This window comes from Nocardia sp. bgisy134 (assembly GCF_965341865.1).
In the GTDB taxonomy this organism is placed as follows: domain Bacteria; phylum Actinomycetota; class Actinomycetes; order Mycobacteriales; family Mycobacteriaceae; genus Nocardia.
Genome location: NZ_CBDQZP010000009.1, coordinates 291,851 through 305,250 on the forward strand (window position 1 = coordinate 291,851; position 13,400 = coordinate 305,250).

Consider the following 13,400-nt stretch of genomic DNA (forward strand, 5'->3'; position numbering starts at 1 on the left):
TCGGACTACGGTGCGGATCAGTTGCGTCCTACGGCCGGATGAGCATGCCGTGCAAGGCCGCGACCGGCAGCGCCGAATGCGGGGTGAACGGCTGTCGCCAGAGCCCGCCGTGCGCGGCGTCGTGGCTGAACAGCGCCTCCGGATGCGCGGCGGGGGGCGGTGTGAGACCTGAGAGGTCCGCGACGAGCTTGGCCGCCATCAGCGCCGACGCGGTCTCCGGGTGGAAGATCTCGACACCGTAGTGGTGGGCGGCGCGGAACACCGCGGCCAGCGCCTTGTTCTTCGTGACCGAATGCGTCCATGCCGAGGGCGCCACATTGGCGGAGACGGCGATGCCGTCGGCCGCGGCCACCATGGCGCGCCAGCGTTGGGCGCGTTTGGCCAGTGCGTAGTTGGGGCCTTGGACGTCGACGAGCGTGTTGACGACGGACCATTCGACGCCGCTCTCGTCGCGGCTGCGGGTCTCGAAGCCGCGCCGAAAGAGCGTGCCGCCGCTGATCGTTCGCAGCGCGCGACGCGGCAGCGTGTTCCACCGCGGGTCCGCCCACCGCGCGTGCGCCTGCCGAACCGCGTCGGCGGGAACGAGGAACGAATCGGTCGGGGTGGCCAAGTAAGCGAGGGCGGCGTCGTCGCGCGCCCGGCACACGTCCTCCGCGACGAGATCGGCTGCCGCCGTGAGCTCCACGTGCGTGCCGCTGTCTGCGTAGAAGTGGGCCGCCACCACGGGCCCTGGCAGGTCGGCCAGTACGGAGCGCAACCAGGCCGCGGTTTCGGGCAGCTCGTCACCGAGACTCAAACCGCCGTGCTCGCGGGTCCGCAGCCGCGGGACGACGGCTCGGCCGGAGCCTTCGCGGACCAACTGCTCGATGCGGGCCTGCACCGACGCCACGGGAACATCGATGACGACGACGTCCGCTCCCCACCCGGCGAGATGCGCCAGCGGCCCCATCGCGGCTGCCGCGCCGAGCAGGACGACGGTCCGGCCGGGCAGGCGCAATGCGGCGGGTTCGGCGACGACGGCGGAGATCGCCTCCGCGAAAGCAGGTTCGACGACACCCGCCTCGACCCAGCGGCCCAACTGGTCGAGCAGATCCGTTCCGCCGAGCAGCCGTCCGCGATAAGGGACCCGCAACCGAGTGACGGTGTCGCCTCGTCCGAGCACGGTGGTCGTGTCCACCGGCATGGCGGACGAAAGGACGTCCGTGTCCAGCGGCAGGTCTTCCCGCGGTGTCGCCAGCCGCATCCGGGTTCGCAGTGCGGTGAGACCGTCTCGGGCGATCCTCAACGCAGCGGAGCCGGAGCGCGCGGTGAGCTCAGTGGCGGAGGCGAAATGATGGACGTAGTCGCGGCGCCAATTCGACGCGGACGCCATAGTTTTCGCCAGTTCCGGCGCGACGCCGCGCACGGCATCGGCCAGTACCGCCCGGCCGGTGGCGCTGGTGCTGCGACTGCCGTCGCGCAGCGGGAATGCCACGCGGGGACGGTCCGCGACGGCGCCCTGCCGATCATGCTGCGCGGACGTCGTCATCGCGTGCTCCGTACGGTACGGCCGCCGAGCCCGGCTCGACGGCGCTTCTCGGCACGCCGAATGATCCTGCGGCAGCGCCATTCCAGGGCTATGACGGCGATGCCGAACCAGCGAAACGCCGGGTTGGTGGTCTGGCCGTGGTAGTAGCGGTGATAGATCTGCTGGCAGATCCCGGCCAGCCGGAACAGCCCGAAGACCTCGTAGAAGACCCACTGGTCCTCGGTGAGCTCGATACCGGTGCGGCGGCAGTAGTAGTCCACCACCTCGGCGCGAGTCATCATCCCGGGGACGTGGGTCGGCTGCCTGCGGAACCGCCGGAACAGCGGCCCGTCGTCGGCCTGCACCCAATAGGCCAGCGCGCCACCGAGATCCATGAGCGGGTCGCCAACGGTCGCCATCTCCCAATCCAGCAGTGCGACAGGCACCGTCGCATCGTCGGGATCGAAAACGATGTTGTCGAAGCGGAAGTCGTTGTGGATGAGTACCGCGCCGCGATCGGCGGGCTGGTTCCGATCCAGCCAGGCCATGACGCGCTCGAACGAGCCGACATTACGAGTCCGGGCGGCGCGATACCTGGCGGACCAGCCGGTGACTTGCCGGGCGACGTACCCCTCCCCCTTGCCGAGGTCCGCCAGTCCGGCGGTCTCGATATCGACCTCGTGCAGGTCGACGAGCAGATCGATCACCCGGCGGCACAGCGCGGCCACGGACTCCGGATCGCGTGGCGTGTGCCGGGGCAACTCCTTGCGCGGAATGGGACCCGCGACCCGCTCCATCACGTAGAACGGGCCGCCCAGTACCGCGGGGTCCTCGCAGAGGGCCACCGTCGCGGGCGCCAGCGGGTAGACCGGATGCAGCGCGGACTGGATTCGGTACTCGCGGGCCATGTCGTGCGCGCCTTCGGCCTTCGTTCCCGTCGGCGGCCGTCGCAGAATCAGTTCGGCGCCACCGGGATAGCGCAGCAGGTAGGTGAGATTCGAAGCGCCGCCGGAGAACTGCTCGACCACCGGAACACCCGTCAGCCGTTCGCGCCAGCCGGGCCGTGCGTGGTCACCGAGCCACCGAGCCAGCGCGGCGACGTCGAACGCGTCCTCGTCCCGGACGGCGCGGGCATCGGCGGTGGTGGCGGTACTCGTGGTCACGTCAGTTTCCTCACCATCGAGAGCGGCAGAACCCGCATCGCGGCGCCGATCGGAACCCACGGCCACGCGGGCACATACGCCTTGGCGCGGCGCTTCTCGATGGCGGCGACCATGGCGCGGACTCCGGTGACGGTGTCCACCAGGAACGGGGTCCGTTCGCGCACATGGGCATTCATCTCCGAGGCGATGTAGCCGGGATAGACGACCGACACGTCGATATCCGTCAGCCCTTCGGCGCGAATCCCCTCGGCGATCGCGGCGACACCGGCTTTGCTCGCCGCGTATGTCGTCATCGCGCGCCGCATGCCGCGGAGCGCCGACATCGAGGAGATCAACACCAGGTGTCCGCGCCGCCTGCGACGGAAGACCTCCATCGCGGCGTCGCACTGGGCCAGCACGCCGACGAAATTCGTTTGCGCGGTCTGGTTGTTGGCGTCCCAGCCGCCGGTGCCGAGGGCTGCGCCCGCCCCGCTGCCCGCGTTGGCGACGAGCCGGTCGATGCCGCCCAGACGCCGATCGAGGTCGGCGATCACCGCGTGCACACCGGCGCCGTCGGTGACGTCGAGTTCGGCGAGCTCGACGACGCGGTGCGGGTGCCGGGCGTGTATCTCGGCGCGCACGTCCTCGAGGCGGTCGAGCCGCCGGGCCGCCAGGCCCAGGTCGTAGCCGAGGTCGGCGAACTGCCGCGCCATTTCCGCACCGAGTCCGGAACTGGCGCCGGTGATCACGATGGTCCCGCGCCGCGGGGACGGTCGATTCGACTCGCTCATCGGGCCGCTCCGTACTTGCCGAGTTCGACTCGGGCGACCATGCCGCGGTGCACCTCGTCGGGGCCGTCGGCCAGCCGGACCGCGCGCGCGGCGGTCCAGGCGGCCGCCAGCGGGAAGTCGTTGCTCAAACCGCCGCCACCGTGGATCTGCATGGCGAAATCGATGACCTGCTGCGCCATGTTCGGCACCGCCACCTTGATCTGGGAGATCTCCGACAGGGCGTGCAACGGGCCACCCTGGTCGAGCTTCCACGCGGCGTGCAGAACGAGCAGGCGCATGGAATCGATCGCGATGCGGGCGTCGGCGATTCGTTCCCGGTTGCCGCCGAGGTTGGCCAGCGGCTTGCCGAACGCGACACGGTCCAGGCCGCGGCGGCAGGCGAGCTCGAGCGCGTGCTCGGCCAGGCCGATGAGCCGCATGCAGTGGTGCACACGGCCGGGCCCGAGCCTGCCCTGCGCGATCTCGAAGGCCCGTCCGGGACCGGCGACGATGTTGTCGGCGGGCAGACGGACATCGGTGAAGACGACCTCACCGTGTCCGTACGGCTCGTCTTGGAAGCCCATCGTGTCGAGCATCCGTTCCACGTGGACGCCGGGGGTTTCCCTCGGCACCAGCACCATCGAATGCCGTCGGTGGCGCTCCGCGCCCGGATCGGTCACGCCCATGACGATCAGGAGCTTGCAGTCGGGATGGCCCACACCCGTCGACCACCACTTGCGGCCGTTGAGCACCACCTCGTCGCCGTCGAGGATGGCGGTGAGTTCCATGTTCGTGGCATCCGAGGACGCGACACCGGGTTCGGTCATGCAGAACGCGCTCCGGATCTCGCCCGCCAGCAGCGGATCGAGCCACTCCCGTTGTTGGTGCGGTGAGCCGTATTTCAGCAAGACCTCGGCGTTGCCGGTATCGGGCGCATGGCAGTTGAACACGTACGGGGCCATGAAGGAGCGACCCATCGCCTCCGCCACCGGCGCGTAATCGTTGTTGCTCAGACCCGCGCCGCCGCGGGTGCCGTACCGCTCGGCGTAGGGCCCCTCGTGACCGGCCGGGAGGAAGAGGTTCCACAGTCCCTCGGCGCGGGCCCGTTCCCGCAACTCGGCGAGCACCGGCAGCGGCTGCCACGGGTCGCCGCCCTGGGCGCGCGTGCGGGCCACCTGTCGGTGGTAGTCGTGCTCGATCGGCGTGACGTGCTCGTCGAGGAAGGCGCGGACCGCCTCGGTGAGCTCGACTGCCCGCGGTGACGGAGAAAAGTCCATGGCCACGACGGTAGGAAGCGGCCCAGCGGAAAAGTTGACCGATTACGCCAACAAATTGACCGATCACGACACCAGCCGGACACTGGACCCATGGCATGGGTGCGATCGGCGGGTCTGCGTGGCGTGCGGACCGTCGTCGAGCAGTTGGGCGGCGACGCGGACGACCTCGCGCGCCGCGCCAACGCGCCGGACGGCGCCTTGGACGACGACGAACTGATGGTCCGCGACAGCACCATCGCCACCATCCTCGAATCCGCCGCCCGTGAACTGCGCTGCCCCGACTTCGGGCTGCGGGTGGCCCTCGAACAGGACCTCAGCATGCTCGGGCCACTGGCCGTCGCCTTGCAGAACGCGCCGACCGCCATCGACGCCCTCGACTACACCGCCAAGTATCTCTTCGTCCACGCGCGCAACCTCAGCGTGCGGCTCGTCCCCGACCCGCGAGGATCCCGGGCCGTGATCGGTGTGCGATACGGCTACCCCGACGGCGTGCAGGCGCCACCCCAAAGCATCGACATGGGACTGCTCTTCCTGCACCGCGCGCTCATATACCTGCTCGGCGGCAACTACGGGTTGCGCACCGTCGAGATACCCCACCGCCCGGTGGCCCCGCGGCGACGCTACGAGGAACTGTTCGGCACCCAGGTGCATTGGCAGCAGCCCGCCGCAGTGCTGCGCGTTCCGAAGGACCTCCCGCAGCGCGCCATCGAAGGCGGGGACCGGACGACACGCCTGCTGGCCCTGTCCTATTTGGACTCCCAGACCTTCGCCGCAGGCTCCGCCATCGCGGGCCGCGTCAAAGTCGCGCTTCAGCAGTCGCTCGGCACCGGGCCCACGACGATCGCGGCCGTCGCCGATCTGCTGGCGATATCGCCCCGCAGCCTGCAACGCCACTTGGCTACGGAGGGAAGGACGTTCGCCGCCGTCCTCGATGACGCCCGCCGCGAGCGGGCCATGACCCTGCTGACCAAGTCCGACCTCCCGCTGGCGCAGATCGCCTCCACCGTCGGACTGCACAGCCCGGCCAGCCTCAGCCGATACGCGCGCCGCTGGTGGGGAACGACGGCGCGCGACGTCCGCCGTGACCACTCGAGGCCGGTGCGCGATCTCCGTTCGGAGCGCGTTCGCGGAGATGAATGATCCGCCGCCGCAGACGTTTCCGAGTCCGCCATAGGTGGCGATCCGCTGTCTGCCGGAGACCGTCATTCGAATGACCTCGGCTATGCGTATACATATACTGCAAACCATGGATCCCCTCAGCCTCGTTGTCGGCGCCGGCCTGGTCGGTATCGGCTGGGTATGCGGCCGGTTCGGGCATCGGTGGCGGGCCCGATCGGGGGCGAAACCGCTCGCGCGCTGCGGTTGCGGTCACGACCTGTCGCTGCACGACCGTGCCACGGGCACCTGTCACGCCGAGATCTCCCGCAAGGGCACGCACGGCCTACGCGAGTGGGTCCGCTGCAACTGCCGACGGTACACCGGCCCGACGCCACTGGAAGAAGTGTTCAGCTCGCCGATCCTTCCGCCGGAATCCTGAACGGGCAGAAGGCAATTCACGCCTGCTACCGAACCGGCTAGCTTGGCGTGCATGCTTGGATTCGCACTACCGCAGTTCGGTGAGGCGGCGTACGACGACGTGGCCCACTACGCGTCGACCGCCGAAACGCTTGGCGCAGAAAGCTTCTGGGTCGGCGACCGGCTGCTGCCCGGATTCGGTATCGGCTGGTCGCCGGAGGAGTTCCAGGCAGCAGGGGCGTCACTTCGCCACCGCGGCGCCGATCTCGACGAATTGCTCGACATCCTGGACGCGCTGTGGACCACGAATCCGGTTGCGCATCAGGGCCGTCGCTGGTCGATTCCGCCGTCGTGGGTCGACCTGAAGCCGGTTCGGCGACCGCGGCCGCCGATCTACCTCGGGGCGTTCACCACAGCGGGCCTGACCCGGATCGGGCGGCGAGCCGACGGCTGGCTCCCGGTGATCCAAGTGCCCAGCGGGCGACACAACCTCGACTCGCTGAAGCAGCAGCGCTCGATCATCGATGACGCCGCCCTGGCAGCGGGCCGGGATCCGGCGGCCATCCACACCCACGTTCGCGTCAACGTCGCGGCGGGCAGCGAGGTCGAGCAAGTCACCGAGACGGTCCGCCTTCTCGCCGACAGCGGCTATCCGGACGCGTTCGTCGACCTGATGTTCGCGGTGTCCGGGATCGACGAGCACCTGGAGTGGGTGGAACGGCTGCTGGCGCGGTAACTCCTGGCGCGCGCCGAGTCGTCTCGTGGCGGGCCGAAGAATGCCGCAGCGCCCGGGTCGTGCATCGACCCGGGCGCTGAAATATCCTGAGCGGCAGAGATTCACGGCGAGCTGCGGAGTTCCTCGGCGAGCCCCGCGTGCAACCCCAATTCGTCCAGGAACCGGTCGATGCTGTCCGACACGGCTCCGGGCGAGACGAGACGTTCTCGCACCACGCACTCGGTGCGGTCGAGCACCGCCACGGTCAGGTCGTGCCCGAGTTCCTCCCGCAACTGCCGATTCACCTGCGCGATGCGGTCCACACCGTAGCGGCGCACCCGCTCGACCTCGGCCGCCGCGGTTCTGCGCAGCTCCGCGACGATGCGTTCCGCGTCGGCACGGGCCTCCTCGTGGATATGGGCCACCTCGGTGCGCGCCGACGCAGCCGCCTCCGCGAAAGCTCGTTCGGCCGCGGCCAATCCGGCCGTGGCTTGCGAACTCTCCTCCAGTTGCCCGTGAACCGCCTGCTGCGCGCGCAGCATCGCCGCTTTCACCTGCGGCACAACCCATTTGACGAGCGCGCCGACGATGACGGCGAAGCCGAGCAGCTGACTCAGGAATACCGGCCAGTTCCAGGTGATGTCGTAGATCCCGTCACGTTCGCTCACCGGCGCCACCTCCGATCACTCGGTCGGCCAGCTCACGAGCCAGCGGATCGATGTGTCCGCGCAGCCGCGCGGCCGCCGCGTCCGCGTTGGCTCGCAACTCGATCACTGCTCCGGCGACCATCTCGTCGGACTCGTCCCGCGCCCGCTCGCCCGCCGAGGTCAGGATTGCCCGGCCTTCGTGTCTGGCCTGTTCGCGCAGCCGCGCGGCCTCGCCGCGAGCCTGCGCCACCGAGGACCGATACCGATCCTCGGCCGCCTCGAAGATTTCCCGCGCCCGCCGCCCGTCGACGGCGGTCTTGGCGACGCGGGCCTCCCGCTCGGCGAGCACATCGCGAATCGGCGGCACCACGAACAACCAGATGACCGCGAGCACGAGCAGGAAGATCGACAGTTCGACGAAGAAGGTGCCATTGGGGATCAGGAAGTTCTGTTCCGCAAGGGTTTTCGTGATCATCGCATTACTTTCCCGGCGCGGCGAAGGCGAACAGCGCCATGAACGTCAGGTTGATGAAGTAGACGGCGTCGACCAGGCTGACCGCCATCAAATAGTTGCCGCGCAGCCTGCCCTCGGCCTCCGGCTGCCGGGAAACGCCGTTGATCAGCGCCGAACCCGCCATGCCGTTGCCGTATCCCGCGCCGATCGCGCCGCCGACCATCATCAGCCCGCCCGCGAGCAGGGCCGCCGCCTGGACGATCGTCTCATGGGTCACGTCTGCCATTTCTGTTCTTTCCTTTCCCCGTTGACATAGGAATCTGGTGGCCGGAATGCGAAGGCGCCCGGCGCGGTTCAGTGATTTTCGTGCTCACGCACGGTGGCCTGACCGAAGTAGAGAATCGTGAGCAGCGCGAAGATGAAGGCCTGGATGAGCCCGACGAACAGATCGAACAGCTTCCACGCGGCGTTCGGGGCCCAGCTGAGCCAGGCGGGCAGCAGCGCGATCACGGAGATCATCACCCCACCCGCGAACATGTTGCCGAACAATCGCAGCGCCAGCGACAGCGGTTTCGCCAGTTCCTCGATAACGTTGACGAAAACCATTGGCCCCCAACCGGTATGCCCCTTCAGCAGCTGCTTCACATGCCCGAGCGGACCGCGCCGCGCCATACCCGCGGCTTGGTAGCACACGAAGACGAACAGGGCGAGCGCGTAGGTGAAGTTGACATCGGCGGCGGGCGGTTTGATCAGTTCACCGTCGCCGTATTGCACCGGCAGCACGGACAACCAGTTCGACAGCAGCACGAAAACGAACAGCGTCACCGCCAGCGGCAGAACGAAAGGCGCGACCCGAAGGCCGACAGCACTTTCCACCTGACCGCGCAGCTGCACCGTCACGGTCTCGAAGAACAGCTGCACTCCGTTGGGAACCCCGGACGTCAACCTGAGGCGCAGCCAGAACGCGAGCCCCAGTACGACAACCGCCGCGACCACGGTGGCGAGGATGGTGTCCACATGGAACGCCATACCGAATACGTACGCCGTCTCATGGTGCCCCACTTCTACTTTCGTCATCGTGCACCTCGCACGACCGGCGCCGACACAGTGAGCAGCACGGCGAGCTGAAAAGCCACCAGCCCGAAGAGGATGCCGAATCCATCAGGCCGCGCGAGCACGCCCACGATCAGCGCGAGTCCCGTGACACCCAACAACCGCACCCCGCTCGTCGCCGCCAGCCACTCCTTGCCCGACGCGGTGTCACCACCCGCAATCCGCGCGACCGCGACGCGGGTGAGCCACGCGTTGAGATAGCCCAATGCCATTCCCGCGCAAACGAATAGGCCCAAAACCAGCCGATCCAGCATCCCGGCCACCGCCAGAACCACGGCGCCAACCCCGACGGAGACGATGATCGGACGACGGTCCGCCCCGACCGACATAAACTCTCCCATAGCAATGATGCGATGTCCTGTAGCAGAAGCGCTACATCCGGTCACACTCTCATTCTCGCTTACTACGGCTCGTAGTACAAGAGTTTCGGACAAATCGGACATCCATTCGGTCGAATCCCCCACTAGGGCGGCACAACCCAGTCACAGCCCTCTTTGGTGATATAATCATACCACATAGATGGTATGGCAATACCACCAAAACGCTCGATCGGCTCGACAGAAGCGTTAGAACATCCCGTTCTGATTCAACGCATCCTCGGGGATGTCCTGTAGAACGTCCCAGTGCTCGGCCAACCTGCCGTTGTCGAGACGGAAGATGTCCATGATCGCCACCCCTCGCCGACCGGGGACGCGGATCGCGTGGACGTGCGCGACAACGTAATCGTCCTCGGCCACCATGCGTTTGACCTCCACGGACAGTGCCGGGAACGTCTCCTTCAGAAACGCCAGTCGCGCTCGCAGCCCTTCGACGCCGTCTGCGATGAGCGGGTTGTGCTGGATGTAGTCGTCGGACAGGTATCGGCGCGCGGCACCGAAATCCTTTCTGTTGAACGCGGTCTCATAGAAGGCCGCCACGATCTCTTTGTTCGAGTTGGGCGTGTTGTCAGTGGTCATCAGATTGCTCCATAACTGAACAGCTGTAGCGCTACAACCGTAGCGCTACAGCTGTTCGAATACAATGGCGGCCATGGCGGACGATCAGGCAGACAACCAGCGATCGCGCGGACGGAACCCGCGCGGCCAGGGTGAGCGCTTGCGCGAGGAGATCTTGGTCGCCGCGATGCGGATACTCGACGAACTCGGCGACGACCAGGCGCTGTCGATGCGCGCGGTGGCACGGGCGATCGGCACCGCCGCCACGTCGGTCTACCTCCACTTCGACGATCGGGACACCTTGGTGCTCGCGGTGTTGAACCGTTGTCACGACGATCTGATGCGGGCGATGGCGCAGGCCGAGTCGAGCCATCCCGATCCGGCAGATCAATTACGCTTCCGCACAATGGTTCTCGGCGAATGGGCGTACAACCATCCGGGGCTGTACGCGGTGCTGCACGAGAGCGCCCTCAACCAGCGCACGGAAATGGCCTTCCGGAAGGATCTGGCCGACAGCACCGTCGCCGCGGTGCAACGATGCATGGACGCCGGTTTCGCTCCGGCCGGGGACGCCGCCACGATCGCACTGGACCTGCGGGCCGCGGTGCACGGCGCGGTGTCGATGCGTCTGCACCAGCCGGATCAGCCTTGGCCGCCACTCGACGATCAGGTCGAGCGCTTCCTCGTCAAGCTCGTCGGAGTGCGGCCGCGGGATCGCGGGGCCGCGGCCGATCCGAATCCGTCAGGTCACTTTCGCCAGAAGAAGTGATGCACCACCCCGCTCGGGCTCGGGATCCGCTCCAGATGGAAGCGGTCGACGAGTTCGTCGGGGCTCGTCCACAGCCTTTCACCGCGACCGAGCTCGACCGACGAGACGGCGACGTGCATCGTGTCGATCAGGTCGGCGTCGAGGAACTCACGAACTGTGGCGACGCCGCCGCCGATTCGCACGTCCTTCCCTTCGGCGGCATCGAATGCCTGCGCCAGTGCGTCCTTCGGCGACGCATCGAGGAAGTGGAACGTGGTGTCCCCCAATGTGAACGAGGGTCGCACGTGGTGTGTGAGGACGAACACCGGTGTGTGGAACGGGGGTTCATCGCCCCACCATCCCTGCCAATCGTAGTTCTCCCACGAGCCCCGCTGCGGACCGAATTTGTTGCGCCCCATGATCTCCGCGCCGATGTTGTTGCGGAAGTCGCGGGTGCAGTAGTCGTCTAGGCCATAGGTGCCGCCGGGTTCGGTCCGGGTCGGCCAGTGGGCGGTGGCGCCCGCCCAGGAGAAGAGCGCACTCGGATCGGCGTGGCCGAACGGTCGCTCGAAGCTCTGCCCCTCCCCCGAACCGTATCCGTCGCTGGACACGTTGAAGTTCTGCACGCGGACCAACTGTGTCATCAAGATCCCCTTTCTGGTTGCAATATGCAATCGGTTAGGAACCTACCTAGACTGATCCCATGTCGCAACCAGTTGTTCATGACAAGCTGCCGGTGTCCCCGGGAAAATCGGGCTGTCCGATCAATAGGACGATCGAACTCCTCGGGGACCGATGGAGCCTGATCGTTCTGCGCGACATCATGTTCGGCGGCAACACCCACTTCCGCGAACTGCTCACCGCGTCCATCGAGGGCATCGCATCGAACATCCTGGCCAACCGCCTGGCGAAACTCGTCGACGCGGGCCTGCTCACTCGCCACGACGACCCGAGTCACCGCCAGAAGGTCGAGTACCACCTCACCGAGGCGGCGATCCAGCTCGTCCCGGTGATGGCCCAGCTGGGCACGTGGGGCGCACGCTGGTTGGACACGACGCCGGAACTGACCGTGCGAGCCGAACTGCTCGCCGCGGGCGGTCCCCCGCTGTGGGAGCGATTCATGGCTGAACTCCGTGCCACCCACTTGGCCGGGTTGCCAGCCCCCTCCGATGGGGTGCTCGCGGAACTGACCGCCGCCTACCACGAAGCGGTTTCGGCCACCTCCAACCCCGAATAGATCCCGCGCCGCTCACCAATTCGGGCCGGAATGCCTTGCGGCTGGAGCGAATTGGATATCAGCGCCGGGGCGCGGCGAGCCCGGCGAAGATGATCGACAGGACTCGTTCTTGCCTGCGCGGATCCCACCCGCCTCGGACCGCGCCTTGGGTGGTGCTGATCAGCAGCGCGAGGACGTCGTCGGCGGTGACGTCTCGGTCGACGGTCCCGGCGGCTTGCGCCTTGTCCAGCAACCTCGCGAACGTGTCGGCGAATCCGCCGATCGCGGTGTCGATCGGGACGGCGGTCCCCACGTCGGCGAGGAGTTCGACGATCGTCTTCTTCTCGGCCGCTTCGGCGACGAGATGCGCGAAGAACGTGAACAACGCGGTGGCAGGATCGCCGTCGCGGACGAGCCGGTCCGCTTCGTTTTCGAGTCCTTGCAGCAGGTCTTTGACGATCGCGGCCAGCAGGTCCCGCTTGGTGGGAAAATGACGGAAGACCGTGCCGACCGATACCCCTGCGCGCCGGGCGATTTCCTCGGTCGACCCCGCGAACCCTTGGTCGCCGAAGACCTGCTCGGCCGCGGCCAGAATGCGGGCACGGTTACGCCGCGCGTCTGCCCGGCGTGGTGCGGCGCTACCCGATTCGCTGGACGCCACCGATACCGTTCCCTTCCACGAACACTGGACAAGCGGAGTGCCGACTCATATTCTCATTTCGAAAACGGAGTCGCCACTCATCTTGTGGCGGTTCCGATCGAAAGATCCCGGCGGGGGAAGGAATCGAGATCATGACCATCACGACCCAGCAGATGTCGGCCGAGCAGCTGTTTCACCGATTTCTCCGTTACGTGCTCAGCGATCCCGCCGAGCCCATCGATGCGGATCTGTGGGCGACCGACGTGGTGATCGAAGTGCCGTTCGCCCCGGGCGGGATGCGACGGATCGAGGGTCGCGGCCAGTTCCTCGCGCTCGCCGAAGAGGGCCGCCGAACGCTTCCGGTGCGCTTCGAGGAGGTCCACGACGTCGTCGTCCATCGAAGCGTCGACCCGGACACCGTCATCGGCGAATACGAACTGGCAGGCACCCTCACCACAACCGGACAGCCCGCCTCGGCGCGGTTCATCAGCGTGCTCACCGCAGACAACGGGCAGATCGTGCACTGGCGCGAATATCAAGACACCCTCGCGATGCTCGCCGCGCTGGGTCCGCATTCGCCGTAATCACAGCAGCACCAACGATATTCGACACTGACAGTTCTCCTGCCATGTCCGCGCATATCAGTCGGCGGGATCTGGCGTGATGTCATCGGCGGTCACGGCGTACGCCTCGCAATCCCCGCCACCTCGATCACCGGTTC

At 67.3% G+C, this 13,400-nt stretch carries 18 protein-coding genes; 6 read left to right on the forward strand and 12 right to left on the reverse strand.

The features are described 5' to 3' along the window. Nucleotides 1-28: 28 nt before the first annotated feature. Genes ACRWNM_RS18405 through ACRWNM_RS18420 form a run of 4 tightly spaced genes read right to left on the reverse strand, consistent with a single transcriptional unit; the run spans nucleotide 29 to nucleotide 4,696 of the window. A complete protein-coding gene (locus ACRWNM_RS18405; RefSeq protein ID WP_431969050.1) occupies nucleotides 29-1,528 on the reverse strand; it encodes a hypothetical protein in 1,500 nt (499 codons plus the stop codon). After that, complete coding sequence (locus ACRWNM_RS18410; RefSeq protein WP_431969052.1) at nucleotides 1,525-2,670, reverse strand: phosphotransferase family protein; 1,146 nt, start codon at nucleotides 2,668-2,670, stop codon at nucleotides 1,525-1,527. Before ACRWNM_RS18410 ends, ACRWNM_RS18405 begins: the two co-directional genes overlap by 4 nt. Next, entirely contained in the window at nucleotides 2,667-3,440 is a 774-nt protein-coding gene (locus ACRWNM_RS18415) for an SDR family oxidoreductase (protein ID WP_431969054.1), read from the reverse strand. The genes ACRWNM_RS18410 and ACRWNM_RS18415 overlap by 4 nt, the downstream gene beginning before the upstream one ends. Next, the gene (locus tag ACRWNM_RS18420; protein ID WP_431969056.1) at nucleotides 3,437-4,696 is read right to left on the reverse strand and encodes an acyl-CoA dehydrogenase family protein; all 1,260 of its coding nucleotides are present in this window, start codon (nucleotides 4,694-4,696) and stop codon (nucleotides 3,437-3,439) included. Before ACRWNM_RS18420 ends, ACRWNM_RS18415 begins: the two co-directional genes overlap by 4 nt. Before the next feature lie 90 nt (nucleotides 4,697-4,786). Between ACRWNM_RS18420 and ACRWNM_RS18425 the strand changes: the two genes are divergently transcribed. From ACRWNM_RS18425 to ACRWNM_RS18435, 3 genes are all read left to right on the forward strand, one after another. Continuing rightward, complete coding sequence (locus ACRWNM_RS18425) at nucleotides 4,787-5,836, forward strand: AraC family transcriptional regulator ligand-binding domain-containing protein (protein WP_431969058.1); 1,050 nt, start codon at nucleotides 4,787-4,789, stop codon at nucleotides 5,834-5,836. Between the two features lie 106 nt (nucleotides 5,837-5,942). Further along, on the forward strand, nucleotides 5,943-6,233 hold the full coding sequence (locus ACRWNM_RS18430; protein WP_431969060.1) for a hypothetical protein: 291 nt from the start codon (nucleotides 5,943-5,945) through the stop codon (nucleotides 6,231-6,233). A gap of 51 nt (nucleotides 6,234-6,284) precedes the next feature. Then, complete coding sequence (locus ACRWNM_RS18435; protein ID WP_431969062.1) at nucleotides 6,285-6,947, forward strand: LLM class flavin-dependent oxidoreductase; 663 nt, start codon at nucleotides 6,285-6,287, stop codon at nucleotides 6,945-6,947. 101 nt (nucleotides 6,948-7,048) lie between these two features. Here the strand turns inward: ACRWNM_RS18435 and ACRWNM_RS18440 are convergent, their stop codons facing one another. The 6 genes from ACRWNM_RS18440 to ACRWNM_RS18465 form a co-directional block, all read right to left on the reverse strand. Further along, the gene (locus tag ACRWNM_RS18440) at nucleotides 7,049-7,594 is read right to left on the reverse strand and encodes a hypothetical protein (RefSeq protein WP_431969064.1); all 546 of its coding nucleotides are present in this window, start codon (nucleotides 7,592-7,594) and stop codon (nucleotides 7,049-7,051) included. After that, a complete protein-coding gene (locus tag ACRWNM_RS18445; protein ID WP_431969066.1) occupies nucleotides 7,581-8,048 on the reverse strand; it encodes a F0F1 ATP synthase subunit B in 468 nt (155 codons plus the stop codon). Before ACRWNM_RS18445 ends, ACRWNM_RS18440 begins: the two co-directional genes overlap by 14 nt. A 4-nt stretch (nucleotides 8,049-8,052) precedes the next feature. After that, on the reverse strand, nucleotides 8,053-8,313 hold the full coding sequence (gene atpE / locus ACRWNM_RS18450; protein ID WP_068063744.1) for an ATP synthase F0 subunit C: 261 nt from the start codon (nucleotides 8,311-8,313) through the stop codon (nucleotides 8,053-8,055). 68 nt (nucleotides 8,314-8,381) lie between these two features. Beyond that, a complete protein-coding gene (gene atpB / locus ACRWNM_RS18455) occupies nucleotides 8,382-9,104 on the reverse strand; it encodes a F0F1 ATP synthase subunit A (protein WP_431969069.1) in 723 nt (240 codons plus the stop codon). Continuing rightward, nucleotides 9,101-9,469 carry a hypothetical protein gene (locus ACRWNM_RS18460; protein WP_431969071.1) on the reverse strand — a complete coding sequence of 123 codons (369 nt, stop codon included), beginning with the start codon at nucleotides 9,467-9,469 and terminating at the stop codon, nucleotides 9,101-9,103. Before ACRWNM_RS18460 ends, atpB begins: the two co-directional genes overlap by 4 nt. Nucleotides 9,470-9,706: 237 nt before the next feature. After that, complete coding sequence (locus ACRWNM_RS18465; RefSeq protein ID WP_431969073.1) at nucleotides 9,707-10,096, reverse strand: nuclear transport factor 2 family protein; 390 nt, start codon at nucleotides 10,094-10,096, stop codon at nucleotides 9,707-9,709. Between the two features lie 73 nt (nucleotides 10,097-10,169). Between ACRWNM_RS18465 and ACRWNM_RS18470 the strand changes: the two genes are divergently transcribed. Beyond that, entirely contained in the window at nucleotides 10,170-10,844 is a 675-nt protein-coding gene (locus tag ACRWNM_RS18470; protein ID WP_431969075.1) for a TetR/AcrR family transcriptional regulator, read from the forward strand. Here ACRWNM_RS18470 and ACRWNM_RS18475 read toward each other — a convergent pair. Continuing rightward, complete coding sequence (locus ACRWNM_RS18475; RefSeq protein ID WP_431969077.1) at nucleotides 10,823-11,467, reverse strand: dihydrofolate reductase family protein; 645 nt, start codon at nucleotides 11,465-11,467, stop codon at nucleotides 10,823-10,825. The genes ACRWNM_RS18470 and ACRWNM_RS18475 overlap by 22 nt on opposite strands. 59 nt (nucleotides 11,468-11,526) lie before the next feature. Between ACRWNM_RS18475 and ACRWNM_RS18480 the strand changes: the two genes are divergently transcribed. After that, nucleotides 11,527-12,060 carry a winged helix-turn-helix transcriptional regulator gene (locus ACRWNM_RS18480; protein WP_431969079.1) on the forward strand — a complete coding sequence of 178 codons (534 nt, stop codon included), beginning with the start codon at nucleotides 11,527-11,529 and terminating at the stop codon, nucleotides 12,058-12,060. A 58-nt stretch (nucleotides 12,061-12,118) separates the two neighbouring features. Here ACRWNM_RS18480 and ACRWNM_RS18485 read toward each other — a convergent pair whose 3' ends face one another. Beyond that, a complete protein-coding gene (locus ACRWNM_RS18485; protein ID WP_431969081.1) occupies nucleotides 12,119-12,700 on the reverse strand; it encodes a TetR/AcrR family transcriptional regulator in 582 nt (193 codons plus the stop codon). A gap of 131 nt (nucleotides 12,701-12,831) precedes the next feature. Between ACRWNM_RS18485 and ACRWNM_RS18490 the strand changes: the two genes are divergently transcribed. Next, entirely contained in the window at nucleotides 12,832-13,263 is a 432-nt protein-coding gene (locus ACRWNM_RS18490; RefSeq protein ID WP_431969083.1) for a nuclear transport factor 2 family protein, read from the forward strand. The last annotated feature ends 137 nt before the right edge of the window (nucleotides 13,264-13,400 follow it).